Source organism: Pseudomonas oryzagri (genome assembly GCF_020831405.1).
Taxonomy (GTDB): domain Bacteria; phylum Pseudomonadota; class Gammaproteobacteria; order Pseudomonadales; family Pseudomonadaceae; genus Geopseudomonas; species Geopseudomonas oryzagri.
On record NZ_JAJHPU010000034.1, the window covers coordinates 23,189 to 45,775 of the forward strand.

Annotated in this window: 23 protein-coding genes; 9 read left to right on the plus strand and 14 right to left on the minus strand. The window is 69.3% G+C overall.

Annotated features, from left to right (window positions below):
• Nucleotides 1-80 precede the first annotated feature (80 nt).
• Nucleotides 81-671 (minus strand): hypothetical protein, encoded by a 591-nt coding sequence (locus LMJ29_RS11990; protein WP_229605759.1) that lies wholly within the window; start codon nucleotides 669-671, stop codon nucleotides 81-83.
• A gap of 369 nt (nucleotides 672-1,040) precedes the next feature.
• On the opposite strand from LMJ29_RS11990, the gene LMJ29_RS11995 reads away from it, so the two are divergent.
• Complete coding sequence (locus LMJ29_RS11995; protein ID WP_229605760.1) at nucleotides 1,041-1,694, plus strand: hypothetical protein; 654 nt, start codon at nucleotides 1,041-1,043, stop codon at nucleotides 1,692-1,694.
• A gap of 92 nt (nucleotides 1,695-1,786) precedes the next feature.
• Here the strand turns inward: LMJ29_RS11995 and LMJ29_RS12000 are convergent, their stop codons facing one another.
• The 9 genes from LMJ29_RS12000 to LMJ29_RS12040 all read right to left on the minus strand — a co-directional run bounded on the left by LMJ29_RS12000 (nucleotide 1,787) and on the right by LMJ29_RS12040 (nucleotide 9,074).
• Entirely contained in the window at nucleotides 1,787-2,191 is a 405-nt protein-coding gene (locus LMJ29_RS12000) for a VOC family protein (RefSeq protein WP_229605761.1), read from the minus strand.
• Between the two features lie 39 nt (nucleotides 2,192-2,230).
• Nucleotides 2,231-2,569 (minus strand): nuclear transport factor 2 family protein, encoded by a 339-nt coding sequence (locus tag LMJ29_RS12005; protein WP_229605762.1) that lies wholly within the window; start codon nucleotides 2,567-2,569, stop codon nucleotides 2,231-2,233.
• Between the two features lie 291 nt (nucleotides 2,570-2,860).
• On the minus strand, nucleotides 2,861-3,631 hold the full coding sequence (locus LMJ29_RS12010; protein ID WP_229605763.1) for a hypothetical protein: 771 nt from the start codon (nucleotides 3,629-3,631) through the stop codon (nucleotides 2,861-2,863).
• A 220-nt stretch (nucleotides 3,632-3,851) separates the two neighbouring features.
• Nucleotides 3,852-4,517, minus strand: coding sequence for a response regulator transcription factor (locus LMJ29_RS12015; protein WP_229605764.1), 666 nt, complete (start codon nucleotides 4,515-4,517; stop codon nucleotides 3,852-3,854).
• A 57-nt stretch (nucleotides 4,518-4,574) separates the two neighbouring features.
• A complete protein-coding gene (locus LMJ29_RS12020; protein WP_229605765.1) occupies nucleotides 4,575-5,120 on the minus strand; it encodes a PQQ-dependent catabolism-associated CXXCW motif protein in 546 nt (181 codons plus the stop codon).
• A gap of 128 nt (nucleotides 5,121-5,248) precedes the next feature.
• On the minus strand, nucleotides 5,249-6,040 hold the full coding sequence (locus tag LMJ29_RS12025; RefSeq protein ID WP_229605766.1) for an ABC transporter permease: 792 nt from the start codon (nucleotides 6,038-6,040) through the stop codon (nucleotides 5,249-5,251).
• 139 nt (nucleotides 6,041-6,179) lie between these two features.
• Nucleotides 6,180-6,902: an ABC transporter ATP-binding protein gene (locus tag LMJ29_RS12030; RefSeq protein WP_229605767.1), complete on the minus strand. Its 723-nt coding sequence runs from the start codon at nucleotides 6,900-6,902 to the stop codon at nucleotides 6,180-6,182.
• Nucleotides 6,899-7,867: a YVTN family beta-propeller repeat protein gene (locus tag LMJ29_RS12035; protein WP_229605768.1), complete on the minus strand. Its 969-nt coding sequence runs from the start codon at nucleotides 7,865-7,867 to the stop codon at nucleotides 6,899-6,901. The genes LMJ29_RS12030 and LMJ29_RS12035 overlap by 4 nt, the downstream gene beginning before the upstream one ends.
• Before the next feature lie 40 nt (nucleotides 7,868-7,907).
• On the minus strand, nucleotides 7,908-9,074 hold the full coding sequence (locus LMJ29_RS12040; protein ID WP_229605769.1) for an ABC transporter substrate-binding protein: 1,167 nt from the start codon (nucleotides 9,072-9,074) through the stop codon (nucleotides 7,908-7,910).
• Nucleotides 9,075-9,230: 156 nt separating this feature from the next.
• On the opposite strand from LMJ29_RS12040, the gene LMJ29_RS12045 reads away from it, so the two are divergent.
• The 3 genes from LMJ29_RS12045 to LMJ29_RS12055 all read left to right on the plus strand — a co-directional run bounded on the left by LMJ29_RS12045 (nucleotide 9,231) and on the right by LMJ29_RS12055 (nucleotide 11,790).
• Nucleotides 9,231-9,668, plus strand: coding sequence for a cupredoxin domain-containing protein (locus LMJ29_RS12045; RefSeq protein ID WP_136489608.1), 438 nt, complete (start codon nucleotides 9,231-9,233; stop codon nucleotides 9,666-9,668).
• A 215-nt stretch (nucleotides 9,669-9,883) separates the two neighbouring features.
• Nucleotides 9,884-11,149: a sensor histidine kinase gene (locus LMJ29_RS12050; protein ID WP_229605770.1), complete on the plus strand. Its 1,266-nt coding sequence runs from the start codon at nucleotides 9,884-9,886 to the stop codon at nucleotides 11,147-11,149.
• Nucleotides 11,146-11,790 carry a response regulator gene (locus tag LMJ29_RS12055; RefSeq protein WP_229605771.1) on the plus strand — a complete coding sequence of 215 codons (645 nt, stop codon included), beginning with the start codon at nucleotides 11,146-11,148 and terminating at the stop codon, nucleotides 11,788-11,790. The genes LMJ29_RS12050 and LMJ29_RS12055 overlap by 4 nt, the downstream gene beginning before the upstream one ends.
• Before the next feature lie 338 nt (nucleotides 11,791-12,128).
• Here LMJ29_RS12055 and LMJ29_RS12060 read toward each other — a convergent pair whose 3' ends face one another.
• Together LMJ29_RS12060 and exaA are read right to left on the minus strand one after the other, a co-directional pair.
• A complete protein-coding gene (locus tag LMJ29_RS12060) occupies nucleotides 12,129-12,785 on the minus strand; it encodes a pentapeptide repeat-containing protein (RefSeq protein ID WP_229605772.1) in 657 nt (218 codons plus the stop codon).
• A gap of 209 nt (nucleotides 12,786-12,994) precedes the next feature.
• Nucleotides 12,995-14,869, minus strand: coding sequence for a quinoprotein ethanol dehydrogenase (gene exaA / locus LMJ29_RS12065; protein WP_229605773.1), 1,875 nt, complete (start codon nucleotides 14,867-14,869; stop codon nucleotides 12,995-12,997).
• Between the two features lie 312 nt (nucleotides 14,870-15,181).
• Between exaA and pedF the strand changes: the two genes are divergently transcribed.
• The 5 genes from pedF to LMJ29_RS12090 all read left to right on the plus strand — a co-directional run bounded on the left by pedF (nucleotide 15,182) and on the right by LMJ29_RS12090 (nucleotide 18,855).
• Nucleotides 15,182-15,619 carry a cytochrome c-550 PedF gene (pedF, locus tag LMJ29_RS12070; protein WP_229605774.1) on the plus strand — a complete coding sequence of 146 codons (438 nt, stop codon included), beginning with the start codon at nucleotides 15,182-15,184 and terminating at the stop codon, nucleotides 15,617-15,619.
• 6 nt (nucleotides 15,620-15,625) lie between these two features.
• Complete coding sequence (locus LMJ29_RS12075) at nucleotides 15,626-16,534, plus strand: substrate-binding periplasmic protein (RefSeq protein WP_229605775.1); 909 nt, start codon at nucleotides 15,626-15,628, stop codon at nucleotides 16,532-16,534.
• A gap of 134 nt (nucleotides 16,535-16,668) precedes the next feature.
• Nucleotides 16,669-17,424: a quinoprotein dehydrogenase-associated SoxYZ-like carrier gene (locus LMJ29_RS12080; protein ID WP_229605776.1), complete on the plus strand. Its 756-nt coding sequence runs from the start codon at nucleotides 16,669-16,671 to the stop codon at nucleotides 17,422-17,424.
• A 38-nt stretch (nucleotides 17,425-17,462) separates the two neighbouring features.
• Entirely contained in the window at nucleotides 17,463-18,401 is a 939-nt protein-coding gene (locus LMJ29_RS12085) for a quinoprotein relay system zinc metallohydrolase 1 (RefSeq protein ID WP_229605777.1), read from the plus strand.
• Between the two features lie 163 nt (nucleotides 18,402-18,564).
• Complete coding sequence (locus tag LMJ29_RS12090) at nucleotides 18,565-18,855, plus strand: hypothetical protein (protein WP_229605778.1); 291 nt, start codon at nucleotides 18,565-18,567, stop codon at nucleotides 18,853-18,855.
• Between the two features lie 252 nt (nucleotides 18,856-19,107).
• Here LMJ29_RS12090 and LMJ29_RS21025 read toward each other — a convergent pair whose 3' ends face one another.
• Nucleotides 19,108-20,307, minus strand: coding sequence for a VWA domain-containing protein (locus LMJ29_RS21025; protein ID WP_229605779.1), 1,200 nt, complete (start codon nucleotides 20,305-20,307; stop codon nucleotides 19,108-19,110).
• Nucleotides 20,304-22,580 (minus strand): DUF5682 family protein, encoded by a 2,277-nt coding sequence (locus LMJ29_RS12100; RefSeq protein WP_229605780.1) that lies wholly within the window; start codon nucleotides 22,578-22,580, stop codon nucleotides 20,304-20,306. The genes LMJ29_RS21025 and LMJ29_RS12100 overlap by 4 nt, the downstream gene beginning before the upstream one ends.
• Nucleotides 22,581-22,587 lie beyond the last annotated feature (7 nt).

Here is a 22,587-nt window from a genome sequence, read left to right on the forward strand (position 1 = left end):
GTGTTGCGGGAGCGTCGCATACCGCCGTCGGGCTGGCGGACATCGGCGACCCGCCGCCAGCCGGGGCCGGCGGCGCGTCATCAGGCGGGAACGGCCTGTTCCAGAATGGCCAGGGACTCGGTTAGTCGCTGGTGACGCTCGCTCAGCTGCGCCACTTCGCTCTGGTGGACCTCCTCGATGATGGCGAACAGTGCCTGGAAGCGCTCCAGGTCGTCATCGTTGGCGAAGCCCATGCCGTCGTCGTCGAACAGCACGGTGTGTCGGCAGTCGTCGATGAGCTGGCAGATATCCAGGGCTGCGGCGATCCAGCGTTCGCGGTTGCGATAGAGCAGGCTCTGCGCGCCGAGTTGCCAGTTGATCGAAGCCACGATCCCGGCGCGGTACTCCTCCTGACGGTGCGCCGGCAGCTCGGCCAGCACCTCGGCCAGCTCGGTGCTGCAGACCAGGGCCAGGTGCTCGAACGCGGCCTTGTGCATATGCATGAATTCGCCCAGTTGCTCGAGGGTCGCCCGGGATTGCGCCGTTCCGGCGACGCTGGCCAGGCGCTCCTGGGACAGTACCCGCTCGAGCTGAAGTTTGCCTTGCTCGTCGTTCAGGGCCTGGGCGGCCTGCATGCCGACCAGGGCATGGCGCTTGGCGATGGCGATGAGGCGGAGCTCAATTTCGTGCATGGTGGCGGGACAACTCCATTCGGTAGCAAAGGAGGCGCGAACGTCCTCTCTGCTGCATGACATTCCCTTGCCCTTGGCGATCCTGGCGTACCGCCCGGCCGATCCGTTGTCGACCGCCGCAGTGGAGAGCCAGGCTTGGCAAGCCCTTGCCGCGCGTCCGAAAGGGGCACGGTGATGTCATGACGCTACCCCAAGGTGGCGCGCCCGTCCATGGCGGGATCGCGGTTTTGCCGGGACGGGCACGTGGGGGCCGCGGCTGGGGGCAGGCGCGACCAATGGGAACGGAAGGCCCGGCGCGCTCGACTAGGCTGAATGGGCCACCCGTTCTCCGTCTCCCGACGGTGCACTCGTCCACAGGAGAAGCCGCCCATGTTCCCCACTCCCCTCAAGCGTGCTCTGGCGCTGGCCGCCCTGGCGTTCAGCTGCAGCGCCGTCGCCCAGCCCGGCATGACCTTCTTCGTCACCAGCGTCGGCATGGGCAAGGGCGCCGACCTCGGTGGCCTGGCCGGCGCCGATGCCCATTGCCAGAAGCTCGCCACCGCCGCCGGGGCCGGCGGCCACACCTGGCGCGCCTACCTCAGCACCAGCGCCCGCGACGGCCAGGCGGCGGTGAATGCCCGCGAGCGCATCGGCAAGGGGCCCTGGCACAACGCCAAGGGCGCGCTGATCGCCCAGGACGTCGACCAGTTGCACGGCGACAACCTGCTCACCAAGGAGACCGCACTGGACGAGCGCGGCATGCCGGTCAAGGGCCGCGGCGACAATCCCAACATGCACGACATCCTCACCGGCTCGCAGCCCGACGGCACCGCCTTCGCCGGCACCGAGGACCAGACCTGCGGCAACTGGACCAGCAGCACCACCGGCGCGGCGATGGTCGGCCACCACGACCGCGTGGGCCGCGACGACAGCGCGGCGGCGCATTCGTGGAACTCCTCGCACTCCTCGCGCGGCGGTTGCGGTGTGGATGCGCTGGCCTCGTCCGGCGGGGCGGGCCTGCTCTACTGCTTCGCGGCGGACTGAGCGTCCAGCACAGCTCGGCAGCCGGCCGACGCAACGGGGCTTGCGCCGCGGCCGGCCGCACGGCTTGCGCAGCATTGCGGGTGTCGGCGGGCTCAGGCGTCGTCGGCGGTATAGCTTTCCCCGGCGAACTCGATCAGGCAGAAGCCGTGGCCGAAGGGATCGGCGAAGCTGATGCATTTCGACCCGCGCCATTCGACGCAGGCGCTTTCCTGCACGGCCCCGGCCGCCAGGGCGCGGCGCGTGGCGGCGGCCAGGTCGTCCACCACGAGGTCCAGGTGCACGGGCGTCCAGTGCCGGGAGTACTGGCGCTGCAGCGCGAGCGCATGCACGGGGCGCGAGCCGGCGGCGTGGCGCAGCAGATAGATTGTGCAGCTCGCCCCGGCAAGTTCCGCGACATCCGTGTCGAGGAGGCGGCTGAGCTGCAGGCCCAGCGCGCTGCAGTAGAAGTCGATCGCCGGCGCGAGCTCCGGGACGTCGATGTCGACGATCACTTTCATGGCTCGGCTCCCATGGCCGTTCTGCGGGCGCCGCGATGGTCAGGCCGCGCCGGCTGCGGCGAAGGTCTGATAGGCGATCTTGCCGTTGCGCACCACGAAGGTATCGGTGCAGAACGGAAACCAGGGCCTGGCTTCCCAGACCAGGAAGGCGACCTCGCCGACGACCTCCTGGCGGGTGATCTTCACCGCCTCGTCAAAGCCGGCGGGGAGGCCGTCGAGCAGTGCGGAGAAGAACGCGCGTATCTCGCCCAGGCCGCGGTAGGTGGCGCTGGCGGTGATGATCACCGACACGTCGGTGAAGTCCTCCATGATGGCGTCGATGCCTTGATAGAAGGCCTCCAGGTGGTGTTCGAGGACGGCTGCAGTGGAAGTCGGCATGGCGAAGCTCCGGGACGAAGGCGCTTCAGGGGACGCCACCGAATGGCGGCGCGACGCCTGCCCGTCACTGGCGGGCGGGCTCATCAAGAGGATAGTCGAGGTGCCTTTGCTGCCCGGCAGGCGGCGACGCAGGAACGACAGACGGAGCGGTTGGGTGATGCGCACAGGGAAGCCTCCCTGAGCGCAAGCGCTGGTTCTTTCGGTGAGCGCCCGGCTGTGTGGTCTGCGTTGCGCTCGACTGCCCTTCTGCGCTCGGCAGCAGCAGTCGCGCGGCCTCCCCGCCACGGGGCGCTACTCGCTTTTCAGCTCCACGCCGCTGGCCAGCTTGACGTAGCGCGGCTCCCACTTGACCTCGAAACGGCCCTCAGGGCGATTCACGAAGTCCCGCTGCTGCTGGGAGGCGCCGCGATAGTCGTGGCCGCAGTAGAACTCGAGGAAGTCACCGGCGGCAATCGCCTCGTCGCTGTCCAGATCGATCCAGCATAGGTCCATCGACAGATAAGCCTGACTGTCCGAGGCTTCGAGCGAGCCGCGCAGCGCCACTATGGGTTGGTTGCCGAGGTTCTCCACGCGGATCCGGGTCAGGAAGGTCGGACTGGTGTCGACCTGATAGGGCTGCTGATAGAAGTACGGATTCCGGCGCGCCTGGTATTCGTTGCGGGTGACGATCTCCGCCTTGACCACGCTCGCCCGTACCTGGGCGCGCAGCGGCGCCAGCCGGGCCTCGTGCTGCGCCCGCAGCTCGGCCAGCTGCGCCTCCTGGGCTTTGCGCTTGGTTTCCCAGACCCGTTGCAGCTCGATGGCCTCGGCGAAGGTGCGCGCGGTCAGCGGATCGTCCGGGTCGGCGAATTGCACCGGCAGGACATCGCCGCGACTGCGTCGAGCATAGGCCTCGACCAGCGCGCGCTCGTCGTCGGGCAGTTTCGCCAGCGCTTCCTGCACACTGCCCAAATCACTGGTGCCGATGGGCAAGCGGGTGCCATACGGGTCGGTGTGGATGCGGTACAGCACCAATAGCGCGCCAGCGAGGACCGCCAGCGTGACAAAGGATCGGAAAGTCATCATTGGGCTCCCTGCGATTCGCTGCCGGACCTGGCGCGTCCCTGCCGTCCGCTGCCTTGCGCGAGCGGATAGCGGCAAACGCTACTCGAGCCCACGCAGGCTTGTCCATCGGGGGGCTTGGGGGCTGTCGGCTCGTCGTCGCGCGCGAAGGGCGGAGGGGGCGTTGCGGCAGGGGACCCACATCCATGTGGGCAGGGAAAACGCGGGTGGCAGCGGCGGTTCAGCGGCGCAGGTAGGCGCTGAAGTCGATGTCGCCGGCGCTGAGGATGGCCTGCACGCGGTTGTGCACGCCGAGCTTGCGCAGGATGGCGGAGACGTGGGCCTTCACCGTGGTTTCGGCGATGTCGAGGTTGTAGGCGATCTGCTTGTTGGATTCGCCCTTGGTCATGCGCTCGAGCACCAGCAGCTGCTTGCGGGTCAGCGCCTGCAGCAGTTCCGGGGGGATGCCCGACTCCTCGTGGCTGGCGCGGCGCGGGGTCTGCTTGCTGGCGCGGATGATGTCCGAGGGCAGGTAGACGTTGCCGTTGAGGATCTGCTCGATGGCCTCGGTCATCTGCGCGCGCGGCGAGGACTTGGTGATGAAGCCGACCGCGCCGTAGGTGATGGCCTGCAGGACGATCTGCTTGTCCTCCTCGGCGGAGACGATCACCACCGGAATGGTCGGCGCCTCGTTGCGCAGGGTGATCAGGCCGTTCAGGCCGTGCATGCCGGGCATGTTGAGGTCGAGCAGGATCAGGTCGAGGTCGTCGTGCTCCTGGGTCAGGCTCAGGGCGCTGTCGAGGTCGGAGGTTTCCATCACCTCGCTGTCCGGGAAGCCGTCGGCGATGACGTTGTGGATGGCCTCGCGGAACAGCGGATGGTCATCGGCAATGAGGATCTTGTACATGGCCTTTACCTGGATTTTGTATTTGTCGATTAGGCTGGCGCGAACCCGGACTGCGCCTCAGGGTAGCGGCTCGGGGGTGGCCGTCTGCACCGGCAGGCCGGCCTGACGCCAGGCGTCGATGCCGTCACGGTACCAGTACAGGCGGGTGTAGCCCAGCGCCGCGGCGCGCTTGCTGGCATTCCACGAAAGCCAGCAGTCGGACTTGCAGTAGAGCACCAGCGCGCGGGCGTGGTCGCCGCCGCTGGCCTGCTTGAGGTAGTGGGCGAAGTAGGCGAGCCACTGCGCCTCGGCGGCGCCTTCGCCGACGTTGGCCAGCCACAGGCTGCCGGGGATGTTCTCGTGCGTCTCGTCGTCGATGAAGCGGCCGTGCAGCCAGGGGCGGCGGAACACGTCGATCAGCGCCGGCGGCTGCTGGCCGGCCAGCATCTTCTGCAGGGTCGCGGTATCGATGGTCTGCGCACCCTCGACCGTGGGCGGCGTGGGGCTGCGGTAGCGGGTCAGGCGATAGCCGTCGGCCGAGAACAGCTGCTCCTCGGCGGCCTGGACAGGCAACAGGGCCAGCAAGAGCGGCAGGCAGAGCGCGGCGGCGAGCAGGCGCGACATGGCTGGGGATCCCTTGTTATTTGCGACTATTTATCGGTCAGACGCAGTGCTTTGGGAATCCTGCGATAGGGGGGCGGAAGGCAGTACCAAAGTAGTAGTTTTGCCGGGCGCGAGGCGCCCGGCGGGCCTCAGGCGCTGCGCCGCAGCGCGGCGTGCTGCGGGTTGAAGGTAAGCACGGCGAGCACGCTGCACAGCGCGGTGACGCCCAGGCAGACCAGCAGGGCGGTGACGCTGAGGCGTTCGTAGAGGGCGAAGCGCACCAGTTCCACCGCGTGGCTGAACGGATTGAGCGCGCACAGCCAGTACAGCCATTCGCTGGCCTCGCGCATCTTCCACAGCGGGTAGAGCGCCGAGGACAGGAAGAACAGCGGGAAGATCACGAAGTTCATCACCCCGGCGAAGTTCTCCAGCTGGCGAATGCCGTTGGACAGCAAGAGGCCCAGCGCGGCCAGCATCAGTCCGGCGAGCAGCAGCGCGGGCAGGGCGTAGAGCAGGCCCCAGACCGGCGGCTGCACACCGTACAGCCAGGCGATGGCGAGGAAAGCGTAGACTTGCAGCAGCGACAGCAGGCTGGTGGCCACGAGCTTGGCGGCGAGCAGGAAGGGACGTGGCAGCGGACTCATCAAAAGCACGCGCATGCTGCCCATCTCGCGGTCGTAGACCATCGACAGCGAGCCCTGCATGCCGTTGAACAGCAGGATCATGCAGGCCAGCCCCGGGACGATGTAGGTCTCGTAGGTGATGTAGGTGTCGTAGGGCTCGATGATGGCGATGCCCAGCGCGGCGCGGAAACCGGCGGCGAACACCAGCAGCCACAGCAGCGGACGCACCAGCGCGCTGAAGAAGCGCGAGCGCTGCTGGACGAAGCGCAGCCATTCGCGCAGCACGATGCCGCGCAGGCACTCCAGGTAGGCGGTCATGGCAATGCCCTCGTGGCGGCGCGGCAAGCATGGTGGATAAGGCCTGCGGCCGTTCTCCACCCTGCGGAGTTCGCGGTGCGTGCTCGGTGGTAGGGTGGAAAACTCGCGCAGCGATTTTTCACCGGGTGGTGGCGGCAGCTCATGCGGCGACCTCCGTCAGCCGGGCGAAGGACGCGGACAGGTCCTCGCCAGCCTCGGCCAGGCTCGCCGCTGTGCCGCGGGCGACCAGGCGGCCGCGGTGGAGGATCAGCAGCGGGTCGTCGGCCTGCACCTCGTCGAACAGGTGGGTGGTCCACAGCACGGTCAGGCCGTCCTCGACGCACAGCCGGCGCACGTGCGCATTCAGCGCCTGGCGACTGGCCGGGTCGAGGCCGGCGCTGGCCTCGTCGAGCAGCAAGAGCTGCGGCTTGTGCAGCAGCGCGCGGGCGATCTCTACCCGGCGGCGGTGGCCGCCGTTGAGCGCACGCACCGGCTCGCGGCGGCGCTCGGCGAGTTGCTGGCGGGCCAGCTCCAGGGCGATGCGCTCCTCGGCCAGGGCGCGCGGCAGGCCGTGCAGGGCGGCGTGGTAGCGCAGGTTCTGTTCCACGGAGAGGTCGAGATCCAGGGTGCTCTGCTGGAACACCACGCCGATCTGCGCCAGCGCCTGGCGCGGCTTTTCGCGGATCGAGCAGGCGCCGATGCGGATGTCGCCGCTCTGCAGGTCGTAGAGGCGGGTGAGCAGGGCGATCAGCGTCGACTTGCCGGCGCCGTTGGGGCCGAGCAGCGCATTGAAGCGTCCCGGCACCAGGACGAAGTCGAGGTCGACCAGCGCCTGGCGTGCTCCGTAGGCGAAGCTGACCCCGGATACCTCGAGACCGATCATGGCGTCACCACCACGCCCCACGGGTAGCGGCCGACCTTGATCGACTTGGTCACCTTGCGGCTGGCCACGTCGATCACCGACACGTCGCCGCTGACTCCGTTGGTGGTCAGCAACTGTTTTTCGCCGGGGGTGAAGGCCATGTGCCAGACGCGGCGGCCGACCAGCAGGTAGTCGAGCACCTCGTAGGTCTGGGCATCCACCACCGCCACGTGGTTGGCCGGGCCGAGGGCGACGAAGGCGTACTTGCCGTCGGCGGTCAGCTTGACCCCCACCGGCTGCACCTTGTCCGGGTGCACGCCCTTGATCTGGAAGTTGAGGGTCTTCAGCGGCTGGCGGGTGGCCACGTCGACCACGGTGACGGTGCCGCCGATCTCCGCCGAGGCCCACAGCAGCTTGCCGTCCTGGCTGAACTCGACGTGGCGCGGGCGCTGGTCGACCTGGGTATTGTCGACCAGCTGGTTGGTGGCGGTGTCGATCCAGTGCAGCATGCTGGTGGTTTCGCTGGTGTTCACCGCCCACTTGCCGTCCGGGCTGACCGCCATGCCCTCCGGCTCGACGCCGACGTCGATCTGGCCGAGCACCTGCTCGCTGTCGACGTCGACCACGGTGACCAGCGCATCGTCCTCGTTGGAGATGTACAGCCACTTGTTGTTGGGGTGCAGGGCGAACTGCTCGGGGTCGGCGCCGGAGGGCAGCTCCTTGACGATCTTGCGGCTGGCCAGGTCCATCACCTGCACGCGGTCGGAGTCGCTGGCGCAGATGAACAGCAGCTTGTTGTCGTGGGACAGCGCCAGGCCGCGCGGACGCATGCCGACGTCGATGGTCGCTACCGTCTCCAGCTTGTCGAGATCGATCACGCTGAGGTTGTTGTCCTTCTCGTTGGACACGTAGGCGGTGGCGGCCACGGCCGTGTGGCCGGCGAGCAGGAAGCCGGCGGCGGTGGCGGCGAGCAGCAGATGGCGCATGGGCAGTACTCCGGATCTTTGTTGTTGTCGATGGGGCCGGTCAGGACTCGGCGAGGCGGCAGCGGCTTTCCGGACGGTCGTAGCCCAGGCTGTCGAGGTCGGTGACCGGGTGCAGGAAGCCGTCCTGCGGCGAGGTGGTGACCAGCGCGCGCGGCTGCACCACCGGGATCGGCTGGCGCAGCTGGCCGTTCCAGTCGCGGAAGCTCAGCTTGCGGCCCTTGAAGCCGTCCAGCGGCAGCTCGGCGGACAGCGCCAGCTGGCGGATCGCCGCGGGATCGCTGCTCTTCAGCTTGTTCGCCGCGGTGGCGATGCTGCGCACGGCGATCCAGGCGGCGAAGTCGCGGTCGTTCATCCAGCGTTTCGCGTGTTCCTCGAAGCGCTTCTGCAGCTGGGCGGCGCCGTAGGTTTCCACGGTCTTGTGCCAGCCGGTCGGGGTCAGGCCCTGGGTGCCGGCCACCGGGCGCGGGTACCAGGTGTGGTAGGGCACGTACTCGCCGAAGTCGCCGCGTTCGTCGGCGACCAGCACCACGTCGTACTCGGCGGTCTGGGTGAACAGCGGCATCTCGGCCTGGGCGCTGCGGCGCTGGTCGTTGTCGAAGGTCCACGGCTTCTCGGCGACGATCTTCACGCCGAAGCGCCTGGCGGCGCGGCGCAGGGCGTCGGCGTAGGCCTGGTCGTCGGCGGTCGGGCCGGGGATCAGCAGGGCGCGCTGCCACTTGCGCGCGGCGAGGAACTGGCCGAGGGCGTCGGCGAGCATGGCGCGGCTGGGAAGGGTGTGCAGCAGGTTGGGCGCGCAGGCGTCAGTGCGCAGGCTGTCGTCGGCGCTGCCGGCGTTGAGCAGCAGGCTGTCCGGCATGGCCGCGGCGAGCTGGCGCAGGCTGTCGGCCGGGGCGTTGACCACGAACAGGCGCAGGCCGGACTCGTGCAGGGCGCGCGCCTGCTCCAGCAGCGCTGCGCCGCTGGCGGCCTCGACGCTGTCCAGGCGATAGCTGTGCTTGAGGAAGCGCCCGGTGCTGTTGCTGTCCTCGATGGCCAGCTCGGCGCCGCGCAGGCCGGCGTCGGTCGGCTCGGGGATGACGTTGGACAGCACCGGGCCGCGCTCCGGGGTGTAGCCGAGGTAGCCGATGCGCACTTCCAGCGCGGCGCTGGCCGGGCCGGCCGCGAGCAGGCCGAGGGTGGTGATCAGGCAGGGCAGCAGGGTACGCATGGCAGCCTCCGATGGGGTTGCTGCCAGCTTAGGAAGGGAGTGGGGGCAGGCAAATATGCAGAAAGTACCGCCGGACCGGTACCAAGGTACTGATTCGGCGGCGGGATGCTGCTCTTAGCATGGACTCCGACAACAACAAGTACAGGAGCCTTGCCCATGTCCCCGCTCAGAACCCTGGCCCTGCCTGCCGTGCTGATCCTCTCCATGCTCGGCTTCGATGGCGCCCACGCCGCCGGCGACCTGACCCGCCGCACCGAAGCCTTGCCCGACCTGGTGATGGGCTCGGAAGCCAGCGACTACAGCCTGTCGCAGACCGAGTACCGCCTGGAAACCGGCAAGGCCTACCAGCTGAAGATTATCGCCAGCGGGCGCAAGGAGTACGCCTTCCAGGCGCCGGAGTTCGCCGGCGCCATCTACCTGCGCAAGGTCGAGGCCGGCGGCGTCGAGGTCAAGGCGACCACCCTCAACGAGCTGGAGTTCGAGGACGCCGGCGAGGCGGAGATCTTCTTCGTGCCGATCAAGCCCGGCAAGTACCGCTTCTACGCCAAGGGCCTGGAAGGCAAGGGCATGCTCGGCGTATTCGTGGTGCGCTGAGCGCCCGTCCACGATCAGCTGCGCGTCGGCCATGCCGCGCTGAAACGCAGCGCAGCGGAGTAACCGCCGCAGGCCGGCCCGCAGGGCGAGCGAAGCGAGTCGATCGGCTGCGAGCCAGTCGTTCGCCTCGGCCGGTTTTGCGGGGCCGCCACGGTCTTGCCTGGCCTTGGCTCGCCAGATCGTGAACAGGCTCCGAGCCTTCAGGGATCCCCAGCATGTTTACCCCGCTTTCCGCCCTGGGGCGCGCCAGCCTGCTGGTCAGCGGCCTGTTTGTCGGCGTGCTGCTGGTCTGCCTGCTGCTGATGCTGCGCCAGGCCGAACTGGACATCCGCCGCGAGCTGCAGGCGGCCGACAGCGTGGCGCGCTTTCTCGCCCAGCGCGCGGCCGACGACCCATCGCTGCTCCACGAGAGCCTGACCGCCAACCTGCGCCATCTCGAATTCGACTGGGACGCCGGCGCCCCCGCCCAGCCCGCCAACCCGCTGGCGGGCTGGGCCGCCGGGCGCTTTGCCGACCTGCCGCACTATCGGGTGGCGCTGGCCGACGGTCGTGGCCTGAGCATCCGCGTCAGCCCCGCCGACGAGCTGGAGGAGGTCTGGGAGTCGCTGCTGCAACTGCTCGCGCTGTTCGCCGCGGCCTGGCTGCTGTGCCTGGGCGCCAGCGGCTGGCTGGTACGCCGCGGCCTCGGCCTGCTCGACGCGGTGTTGCGCGCCCTGCAGGCCATCGCCGGCGGCGCCCTGCAAACCCGCCTGCCCGACTGCGCCCAGCCCGAGGCGCGGCGCCTGGCCGGCCAGGTCAACGCCATGGCGCAGTCCCTGCAGCAGGCGCAGCAGGCCAACGACGAGCTGACCCGCGCCCTGCTGGCCCTCCAGGAGGCCGAGCGCACCCGCCTGGCGCACGCCCTGCACGACGACCTCGGGCAGATCCTCGCCGGCATGCGCGCCCAGCTCTACCTGCTCGGCGCCTGTCGCGAGCAGCCGCAGCAGGTCGAGACGATCAGCCAGCGCCTGCTGGACACCAGCGAGCAGATGCAGCAGAGCTTCCGCAGCCTGGTGCGCGATCTCTACCCGGTGATGCTCGAACGCCTGGGGCTGGCCGAGGCGGTACGCCAGCTCGGCGAGCAGTGGCAGCAGTACCAGGGCGTGCCCTGCGAGCTGGAGCTGGACAGCGCCCTGCCGGTGCTGTGCGCCGAGGCCCGTGCGCACGTCTATCGCCTGCTCCAGGAGGCGCTCACCAACGTCGCCCGGCATGCCGGCGCGCAGCGGGTGCGGGTGGTCCTGCACTGCCGGGGCGCCAGCCTGCGCCTGGAGGTCAGCGACGATGGGCGCGGCCTTACGGACAACAACCTGCGCGAGGGCGTGGGCCTGCGCTCGATGCGCGAACGGGCGCGCTGCCTCGGCGCGGATCTGCAACTGCACGGCGCCGAGCCCCGCGGCCTGCGCCTGTGCGTGGATATTCCATGGCGGGAGTGGACTGCATGAACATCCTGATCGTCGACGACCATGCGGTGGTGCGCCAGGGCTACGCCAGCCTGTTGGCCACCCTGCTCGAGGGCGTGACCGTGAGCGAGGCGGCCAGCGGCGAGGAGGCCCTGCAGCGGGTGGCGCAGGGCTGCCCGGAGCTGGTGATCCTCGACGTCGGCCTGCCCGGCATCAGCGGGCTGGAGACCGCGCGGCGCCTGCGGGCACGCCAGCCGCAACTGCGCGTGCTGTTCTTCAGCATGCACGACGAGCTGCCGGTGGTGCGCAAGGCGCTGGAGGCCGGCGCCAGCGGCTACCTGACCAAGAGCGCAGCGCCGCAGGTGCTGCTTGAAGCGGTGCGCAAGGTGCTGGCCGGGCACACCTACATCGAGCACGGCCTGGCCACCGCGCTGGCCTGCACCGGCGGCGACGGCCAGGACCCGCGGCTGGGCGGCATGACCCAGCGCGAGCTGGAGATATTCGTCCTGCTCGCCCGCGGCGTCGGCCTACGGCAGATCGCCGACAAGCTGTGCATCAGCGCCAAGACGGTGGCCAACTACCAGACGCAGCTGAAGAACAAGCTGCAGGTCGGCAGCCAGAGCGAGCTGGTGCACCTGGCGATCGACACCGGCCTGTTGCGGGTGGGGCAGGTGGGGGCCTGACGCTGACTCGACGGCTCGCTCCCACGCGGGAGTCGGGCTCCGGCGGACGCGGAGCGTCTGTGGATGGCGTGCTCACGCAGGCGCCTGGGCGCGGCGATCCGCTGTAGGGGCGAATTTATTCGCCAAGGGGTGCGAAGCGCCCCCCGGAGCCCGCAAGGGCAGGCCCTTGGCCTGCTTGGCGAATGAATTCGCCCCTACAGATCGTGGGGCTGCGCGACAGGACCGTGGGGTAGAAAACCCGCGCAGCGGTTTTCTACCCGCCCAAGTGGGGCCGGCTCGGTGGGCAAGCGCTGCGCGAGTTGTCCCCCTGCGATTGGCCGGCTGGTCGGTCGCGGCCCTCACTTCTCCCAATCCAGCGGACACTCCTTGCAGCCTTCCATGTTGGTGCCCTGGAAGGTGGCGTAGTGGCGGCGTGCGCCGGCGAGGTCGGCGGCTTCGAGATTGGCATCGTTGATCTTGGCCTCCTGCAGGTTGGCGTCGCGCAGGCTGGCGCCCTTGAAGTCGGCCTTGTTCAGCCAGGCCATCTCCAGGTTGGCGGCGGTCAGGTTGGTCTCGTGCAGGCGCGCACCGGACAGGCGGGCGAATTCCAGGTTGGCGGCGGTCAGGTCGGCGCCGGTGAAGCGCGCGGCCTGGCCGTGCAGGTTCCAGCCGTTGACGGCGACCAGTCGTGCGCCGGAAAAGTCCGCCAGGCGCAGGTTGGTCTGCTGCAGGCTGGCGCGGGTCAGGTCGGCCCCGGCCAGTTTGGCCTTCTCCAGGTTGGCCAGATCCAGCCGGGCGTGGCGCAGGTCGGCGCCGGTGAGGTCGGCGCCGGAGAGATCGATACGGCGCAGATCGAGGTGGCGCAGGTCGGCGCCGCGCAGATCGGCACCCGGACAGCGGCTGTCGGCTTGCAGGCGGCAGCCATTGATAAGGGGGGCGCCGTCGTCGTCGGCCTGGGCGAGGGGTGCGCTCAGCAGCAGGGCGAGAGGCAGGAGCGGGAGCAGGAGTCGAGGCATGGCGGCATTCCTGTAGGGTGCGCCGGGCGCACCGGGGAAAGGGATGCGGTGCGCAGGGGGCATGGCGCAGCGGCGGTGCGGGACAAAAAAGGCGGAGGCGCTGGCGCCTCCGCAAGGAACCGGGCCGCGGAGGGGAGCCCGGTGGCGGCGCCGCTCACCGGGCCTGCGCGATGGCCGACAGGTGCAGGCGGTGAGCGGGCGCCATCAGCTCAGCGCTGGGCGGTCTTGGCATCCCAGCTGGGCAGCTTGAACACCCAGAACGAGCCGCCCTGGGCCACCGGCTTGGTCAGCTCGGCCATGTCGCCGCCCCACAGCGGCACCGCGCCGCCGTAGCCGGCGGTCACGCCGATGTACTGCTCGCCGTCCTGCTCCCAGGTGATCGGCGGCGAGATGATCCCGGTGCCGACGTTGAACTGCCAGAGCTCCTTGCCGGTCTTGGCGTCGAAGGCCTTGAACAGGCCGTCGCCGGTGCCGGTGAACACCAGGCCGCCCTTGGTGGCCAGCACGCCGGCCCACAGCGGCAGCTTTTCCTTGTGCTCCCAGGCCACCTTGCCGGTGGTCGGGTCCATCGCGCGCAGGATGCCGACGTGGTCGTCGTACATGCGCTTGATGCGGAAGCCCTGGCCGAGGTAGGCGGAGCCCTTCTTGTAGGCGACCTCCTCGGTCCAGTAGTCCTCCTTCCAGTGGTTGGCCGGCACGTAGAACAGGCCGGTGTCCTGGCTGTAGGCCATCGGGTTCCAGTTCTTGCCGCCGAGGAACGGCGGCGAGACCTCGACGCTCTTGCCGTGCTTCTCGCCGGCTTCCGGCTTGGGCGGACGCTGGCCCGGGTTCTCCACCGGGCGGCCGGTCTTGAGGTCGATGTGGCTGGCCCAGGTGATGTTGTCGACGAACGGGAAGGCGTTCTGCAGCTTGCCGTTGGCGCGATCCACCACATAGAAGAAGCCGTTGCGGTCGGCGTGGGCGGTGGCCTTGACGGTCTTGCCGGACTTGTCCTGGTAGTCGAACAGCACCAGCTCGTTGTTGCCGGAGAAGTCCCAGGCGTCGTTGGGGGTGTGCTGGTAGAACCACTTCACTTCGCCGGTGCTGGGGTCGACGCCGACCTGGCCGGAGGTGTACAGGCTGTCGTAGTCCTTCGGATCGCCGCCATCGCTGGTGCGCGCCCAGCCGTTCCACGGCGCCGGGTTGCCGGCGCCGACGATGATGGTGTTGGTTGCCGGGTCGAAGCTGGCGCTCTGCCAGGGCGCGCCGCCGCCGTGGCTCCAGGCTTCCTTCTTGCCGGTCGGGTGGTTCTTGTCGTCCGGCCAGGACGGCGCCTTGACGTCGCCGGTCGGCGTGCTGTCCTTGCCGTTGAGGCGGCCCATGTGGCCCTCGACGAACGGGCGCATCCACACCTCCTCGCCGGTGTCCGGGTCGCGGGCGAACAGCTGGCCGACCACGCCGAACTCGTCGCCGGAGCTGCCGTGGATCAGCAGTACCTTGCCGGTCTTGCCGTCCTTCACGATGGTCGGCGCGCCGGTCATGGTGTAGCCGGCGCCGTGCTCGGCGAACTTCTTCTTCCACACCACCTTGCCGGTGTCCTTGTTCAGCGCGACCACCGCGGCGTCGAGGGTGCCGAAGTAGATCTTGTCGCCATAGATGGCGGCGCCGCGGTTGACCACGTCGCAGCACGGGCGGATGTCGTCGGGCAGGCGGTGGCTGTAGGTCCACTTGCGCTTGCCGGTCCTGGCGTCGATGGCGAACACCCGCGAATAGGAGCCGGTGACGTAGATCACTCCGTCGTGGACGATGGCCTGGGATTCCTGGCCGCGCTGCTTCTCGTCGCCGAAGGAGTAGGACCAGGCCGGGGTCAGCTTGAACACGTTGTCCACGTTGACCTGGGCCAGCGGGCTGTAGCGCTGGGCGCTGGTGCCCATGCCGTATTGCAGCACGTCCTGGGTGCTGAGGTGGTCGTTGGCGATGTCTTCCCAGCTGACCGGCTTGGCCAGCGCCGGCAGGCCGAGGCCGAGGCCGGCGGCCAGCACCAGGCCGTGGATGACGCGTCCGAGCGGGCGGGGAGTGGAGGGCAGGAGGGTTCTTGTTGTCATGGGGGCGGTATCCCTGATCGGTGGTGGATGGCTGCGGGAGCAGCCGCTCGGCCCGATGGTGGTCCGCCGGCGATGTGCCGCGATAGGGAAGCCTTCCCGCTGAGTCCGGGAAAAAATCCCTTTCGAAACAAGGGTTTGTTCATGGGGTCGGAGGGCGGTCGACAGGCCTCCGCGGGCATCTCCTACCAAGGGAGGAGGGTGCGGGCACCAAAGCAGAATACTGGCGCTGGCCCCTGTCTCCCTAATATTCCATCAACGCACTCACGTCCCGGAGTGCATCGCCTTGCACCGCATCGAAACGAGGTTCCCATCATGAACAACAAGAAATTCCTGCACGCCCTGCTGGCTACCCTGGCCCTCGGCGCCGCTTCCCAGGTAATGGCTCATGGTGACGTCACCCCGCAGGCGGTGAACACCGAAGGCCTCGAGCAGCTCGGTACCGAATGGCGTGACGAGAACCCCTACCGCGCGCCCTACGAGAAGAATGCCCATGCCGTGGAAATCGGCAAATCGGCCTACACCCAGAACTGCGCACGCTGCCACGGTCTGGACGCCATCTCCGGCGGTATCGCTCCCGACCTGCGCAAGCTCGATGCCGGCATCGAGGGTGACGAGTGGTTCAAGGAGCGCGTGATCAACGGCGCGGTGCGTGACGGTCGCGTGTACATGCCGAAGATGGCCGACTACCTGAGCCAGGAAGCCCTATGGGCCATCCGCAGCTACCTGGAAAGCGTCGCCATCGAGGAGTAAGCCGCCATGCGCCTGATCGCCCTGGTGTTCGCCAGCCTGCTGCTGCTCGTCCAGGGCGCGCAGGCGCAGGTCCGGCCGTTCGACGACATCGTCGCCTCCGGGGTGCTCAAGGTGGCGGTGTACGAGAACTTCCCGCCCTACAGCTTCCAGCAGGACGGCAAGGCGCGCGGCGTGGACGTCGAACTGGCGCAGAAGCTGGCCGACGGCCAGGGCCTCAAGCTGGAGCTGATGTGGGTGGCGGCGGGCGAAAAGCTCGACGACGACCTGCGCAACTTCATCTGGAAAGGTCACTACCTGCGTCCCGAGGAACTCGCCGACGTGATGCTGCGGGTGCCCTACGACCGCAACTACTCGCAAAAGCGCAACGAGCTGGGCGAGCTGGTCAACGAGCTGGTGGTGATGTTCGGCCCCTACCAGAACGAACGCTGGCAGGTGGCCCACGACACCCGTCGTCTCAAGGAAGTGCCCAGTGTCGCGGTGTTCGCCTACCACCCGATCGGCGTCGAGGTGGAGAGCGTGCCCTCGTTCTACATGAGCTCGGTGTTCGGTGGGCGGATGAGCCGCAACACCCACCACTACGCCAATCCGCCGCTGGCCTTCGCCGCCATGCGCGAGGGCAAGGTGGACGCGGTGATGGCCATGCGCGGCGAGATCGACTGGATGCTCCACGAGGCCAATGACCCGCAGCTCAAGGCGGCGGAAAACGCCTACCCGGAGATGGGGCGCCAGCAATGGGAGATCGGCATGGCGGTGCACGAGAGCAATCGCCAGCTGGCCTACGCGCTGGAGAGCAGCCTGATCGAGCTGATCGGTTCCGGCGAGTTGGCGAAGATCTACGCCAACTACGGCCTGCGCTACGAGGTGCCCGAGCTGTACGAGGGCGAGGTGCAGGCGCAGGGCCGCACCGGCGAGTGAGGCGACGGTCCGCCCCGTGCTGTCCGTGAGCGCGGCCATGCGCTCGCCTGGCAGCGTCGGCGGGAACGCGCCGCGCGCCGGATCGCCGGAGTTCGGGTGCCATCAGCGGGGCCGACAGGTGCAGGAGGCAAGGCATGACGATCCGTAGCATGGGCCTGGCCCTCGGCTGGCTGCTGTTGAGCAACTCGGCGTGGGCCGGCGACGCCGATCCGCTGCAGTCGCCGATGTGGAGCTTCCACCAGACGCGCTTCCTCGGCGAGGCGCCCTACGAGTTCGACGACCGCGTGGTGCTCAGCGCACCGCCGTTCGCCGAGGACTCGCGCCAGGTGCCGGTGACCATCGACGCCACCGCCCTGGGCCAGGAGGTGGTGCGCATCGTCGCCTGGGCCGAACTCAATCCGATCCCGCACATATTCACCTTCTTCCCCACCGGCCCGGTGGCGCCGCGCATCGCCCTGAACATCCGCGTCGAGCAGGCCACGCCGATCCGCGCTGCGGTACTCACCCGCGACGGCGCCTGGCACGTCGGCTCGACGCGCATCGACGCCGCCGGCGGCGGCTGCACGGCGCCCAGCGCGGTGCGCGCCCAGGAGGGTTGGGAGGAACACTTGGGCGAGGTGTTCGGCGCGCGCTTCGCCCAGGGCGACGGCAGCCGCCTGCGCCTGCGCATCGCCCACCCGATGGACAACGGCCTGACCGCGGGCGTCCCCGAATTCTTCATCGAGCGCGCCGAGCTGCGCGGCGGCGACGGGGCGGTGCTGGCCAGCCTGGAGCTGCACCCCTCGGTCAGCGAAAACCCCACCCTGACCCTGCAGCTGGACGGCCGGGACGCCGGCCAGCAGCTGTGGCTGCGCGACAACAACGGCAACGAATTCGAAGCGGCGTTCTGAGCCCGCCGGCGCCGCGCCGTAGCGCGAAAGGAGGCACCATGCGTCTGTGCTGCATGCTTGTGGCGATCTTCCTCAGCCTGCCGCTGGCGGCGGGCGAGCTGGCCTACGACCTCCAGCCGCGGCAGATCGCCACGGACACCTGGCTGGTGGAAGGCAGCACCGAGAACTTCGCCGCGGACAACGGCGGCGAGATCGTCAACGTCGCCTTCATCGTCACCGAAGCGGGCGTGGTGCTGATCGATACCGGCATCTCGCGGCGCTACGGCGAGGCGCTGCGCGCCGCCATCGGCCGGATCACCGCGCGGCCCATCGCCCTGGTGATCAACACCCACCACCATCCCGACCACGTGTTCGGCAACCAGGCCTTCGCCGACGTGCCGATCGCGTCGCTGGCCGGCACCCGCGAACTGCTCGCCGCGCAGGGCGCGGCGTTCGCCGACAACATGTACCGCCTGCTGGGCGACTGGATGCGCGGCACCGAGGTGCTGCTGCCGACCCAGACGCTGGAGCCCGGCGTGCGCGAGATCGGCGGCCATCGCCTGCGGCTGCTGGCCTTGCGCGGGCATACCGGCGCCGACCTGGCGATCTTCGACGAGACCACCGGCGTACTGTTCGCCAGCGATCTGGTGTTCTACCAGCGCGCCCTGACCACCCCGCAGACGCCTGGCCTGGACGTCTGGCTGGCGGATCTGGCCGAGCTGGAAAAGCTGCCCTACACCCTGCTGGTCCCCGGCCACGGCCCGGTCGCCACGGGGCGCGAGCCGTTCGCGCAGATGCGCGACTACCTCGGCTGGCTCGACGGCCTGCTGCGCGAGGCGGTGGCCGCCGGCAAGGACATGAACGAGGCGATGAACACGCCGATCCCCGAGCGCTTCGCGACCATCAGCCTGACCCGCTACGAGCTGGTCCGCAGCGTCAGCCACCTGTATCCGAAGTACGAGGCGCAGGTGTTCCGGCGCGTGGATCGGCGCGAGTAGCGCGGGCGCTCGCCGGCCGAGCCGCGGGCTTGCTCTGGATCAAGGTTCCGGGCCTGGTCGGGTGGGCGAAGTGTTAAGCCGGTCAACGGCCACCGCGCCGTCGCGAGCGACACTGTGCGGGCGATTGGGCTCGATGGCGAGCCACGACGGAGAGGGACTTCGAATGAACTGCAAGACCACGGTGAATCCAGACGATCAGCACGAATGCTGCGGCCAGTGCGCTGGCGAGCGCAGCCCGACGCCCGCGGAACGGGCGCTGGAGCTGGAGTGGCGTGCGCAGGAGCGCATCGCCATCGCCGAACTGGTGGACCAGGCGCACCACCTGATCCGTGAGGTGCTCGGTGGCGAACGCGGCAGCGAGGCGCTGGAGATGGTCAGCGGCCAGCTGGCCCGGGCGAGCCAGCTGCTCAACTGGCCGCAGCCGTTCGTGCCTGCGGTACGCGGCGAGACTTGAGCCGGCTTTCGGCCTGCGAGCCCTGACGGCGGGCGGTTGCCCGCAGACGAAAAGATGCCGTTCCCGATGGGAGCGGCATTTTCGTTTGCGCGTCTGGCAGGGGCTTGGCGCCTGGGGGCGGTTTCTGCAGGTGTTTGCACGTTTCCGACCCGCGCGCGTCTCCGGCAAGAGGCCGGGAGGCAACCAATCATTGGCAGACGCAGAAACCCGAATCGGCGCCTGATCGGCAGCGCGAGGGCGAGCGGGCCGCTATCAGCCCTTGGCGCGGGCCGTCGCGATGCCTTGCTGCGCCGCCCACAGGCCGATGTCCTCCTTGCGAATCGCCGCCGCCATCAGGGCGGGAAACTGGTCGGGACTGCAGGCGAAGGACGGCACGCCCAGCGCGGCCAGCTTGGCGGCAAGCTCGGCATCGTAGAACGGCCGGCCCTCGTCGCTGAGCGCCAGCAGGGCGATGACCTGCACACCCGACTCCACCAGCTCGGCGGCACGCTGCAGCAGGTTCTTCTCCACGCCGCCTTCGTAGAGGTCGGAGATCAGCACCAGGATGGTGTTGCGCGGCTCGCGGATCAGCCCCTGGCAATAGCCGACGGCGCGGTTGATATCGGTGCCGCCGCCCAGTTGCACGCCGAACAGCAGATCCACCGGATCGTCCAGCTGCTCGGTCATGTCCACCACCGCGGTATCGAAGACCACCAGGTGGGTCTTCACCGCCGGCAAGGACGCCATGACCGCGCCGAAGATGCTCGAATAGACCACCGACGCCGCCATCGAACCGCTCTGGTCGATGCACAGGATGATGTCGCGCTGACTGCGCTGCGCCTTGCGACCATAGCCGACCAGGGTCTGCGGCACGATGGTGCGGTAGTCCTCCTGCCAGTGGCGCAGGTTGGCGCGGATGGTGCGGTTCCAGTCGATCTCGGCATGGCGGGGCCGGTTGTTGCGTACCGCCCGGTTCAGCGCTCCACTCACGGCGCTGCGCATCGGCTCTTCGAGGCGCTTGATCAGCTCGTCGACCACCTTGCGCACCACTTGCCGGGCGGTGTCCCTGGTTTCCGCCGGGATTACCCCGGACAGGGACACCAGCGATGCCACCAGATGCACGTCCGGCTGGACCGACTCCAGCATCTCGGGTTGCAGCAGCATGCTCTTGAGGTTCAGGCGCTCCAGGGCGTCCTTCTGCATCACCTGGACGACCTGACTGGGGAAGTACTTGCGGATGTCGCCCAGCCAGCGCGCGACCTTCGGCGACGACTTGCCGCTGCCGCCACGGCGCAGGCCACCCGGCCCGTCGGGGTCGTAGAGTGCCGTCAGGGCGGCATCGATTTCCTGCTGGGCCTTGTCCAGGCCGCAATCGCCGAGGCTTTCCGCCGCCGCTTCGCCGAGCACCAGGCGCCAGCGGCGGAGACGAACGCGCTGCGCGGCGTCCAGCTGAGAGTCGTTGTGGTCGGTCACGAGAACGCTCCATCATTGCTCAGGCCCAGCAGTCGAGCCAGCAGTGGCAGCGGCAGGGCAGCGCGCTGCGGATCCCAGCGGGTCGCCGCCGGCGCGGCGACGGTCGCCGCCGCCGGGCGGCGGGCACGCTCGCCCAGTTCCCGGCGTTCGGCCGCCGAGAAGGTGCTGAAGGTGCGCCGCAGCAGCGCCACGATGCGCTCGAAGTGGTCGTCGCTGAGTGCGGCGAGCCAGCCGTCCACCATCGACCACAGGCGCGGATCGTGCATCAGGATTAGCGCGCTCTGGTCGAGGAAGCCTTCCAGCCAGGCGGCGGCCGCGGCGGGCTCCACGCTGCGCGACAGGGCCAGGTTCATGCGCACGGCGCAGGCGTCGAGATCCTCGGCGTCGGCATCGAACAGCAGGCGCGCCGCTTGTCCGCAGATCAGCCCGTGGCTGGCGCCGAAGGCGGCGATCCGGCCCAGAGCCTGCTGCCAGTCCTGGCTGCGCGCCGGGTCGTCAAGCAGGCGAATGGCGGCGTCGGCGGCGCGGATGCGCTCGCGCATGGCGCTGGCGGCATCTTCGTGCAGCGCGGCGCAGGCGGCGGAAAGACCGATGGCCGCACGGGTGATCAGGCCATCGAGCACGTGACGGACCATGCCGGTATCGGTCTGGCGCACGTTGCCATAGCGCGCGATGCGGGTCAGCGCCGGGACCGCGTCGAGCAACTGGGTGACATCGGTGGCCAGCGAGGCGAGATCCTCGAGCGCGCGAGTGACCGGCGCCACCGCCTGCGGCAGATTGGCCAGCAACACGTCGTCCACCAGCTCCGACAGCTCCGCCAGCGATTCGCTGCTCCTGGCCCTGGCTACCGCACGGGCCGTGGCAGCCGATTCGACGGTGCTGCCCCACTGGCTGGCTTCGATCACCGCCACGGCCAGCTCGGGTTGCCACTGCAGCGACCAGACCTCATGGAAGGTGCCTTTGCTCGACACCACGCCGCGGGTCTGTTCGCCCCAGCGAATGCCGAGCAGGTTCAGGCGATGCAGCAGATGGCTGCGGGCCAGTCCGCCCGGCTCGCGCAGGTCCAGATCGAGCGTTTTCTGCGCCGCCTGGGGCTTCAGGCGCAGGCTCTTCTGCTGCTGCTCGAGGTCGCGCTGCAGCGGTACGGCCGGTACGTCGGCCGGTACCGTGCCCAGGCGATCGCCGACGATCAGGCGGTCGCGAATCAGCCGCATGGGGGCGGCATCGCCCATGCATACCGTGGTCTGCAGGGCTTCGCAGAGTTCTTCCAGGCCGGGGGCAGGGCGTTCGCGCAGGGCGGCGAGGCCTTCGGCCAGGCGGGTGGCCTCGATGATCTGGGCCGAGGAGCAGTCCAGCCCCTCCGCGCGGAACAGTCCTGCCGCCCGCGCCAGCCAGGTGACGGCGCGTTGCCCGGGCTCGGGATTGCGCCAGAGGTGCGCATACCAGGCGGGTGCATCGACCCCCGCCCCGTAGCCGCTGGCGCTGCACAGATTGCGGTAGGTCCAGGGTGCCCAGGTGGCTGCCACCCGGGTCTTGGGCAGCCCCTTGAGCAGCTCGTTGTCGACCTTGGCCGCCGGCAGGCTGGCCAGCGCCGGCACGTGCCAGGCGCCGCAGACCACGGCAATGCGTTGGTAACCGTCCTTGAGCGCCTGACGCAGGCACTTGCGCATGTGCGCTTCGCGCAGGGCTTCCCGCCGGGCCCGGCGCGGCGAACGCTCGGCCGGGGCCTGCTCGCGCAGGGCCTGCATGGCCTCGGCGATGGCGGCGAACAGCTGCTGGCCGTCGCAACGCTCCTCGACCATGTGGTTCCACCAGGCTTCGCCGTCCGCGTAGCCCGCGGCCTGCCCCAGCCAGCCCAGCGGGTCGCCGCTCAGCCCGGCGTCGCTCTCGGGTGTTGCGGCCGCTGCTTCAGGGGCCGCCGCCGCGTCCTCTTCGCGCCAGGCCTGTTCCAGGGCGAACTGGTGGGCGGCCGGCAGATCGATGAAGCGGGTTTCGATCCCTCGCTCCCGGGCGAAGCGCAGGGCCTGCCACTCCGGGGAGAATTCGGCGAACGGGTAGAACGAGGCCTGCCGCGGGTCGTCTTCGGCATGCAGCAGCAGCGCCACGGGCGGCTGCAGTTCCTCGTGCAGCACGAACGGCAGTATCGCTTCGGCGTCCGCTGGTCCCTCGATCAGCAGGCAGTCGGGCTGCAGCGCCTGCAGGGCCTGCAGCAGGCTGCGCGCGCAGCCGGGGCCGTGGTGGCGAATGCCGAACAGGTGGATCGCGTCGGACATGGTGCGC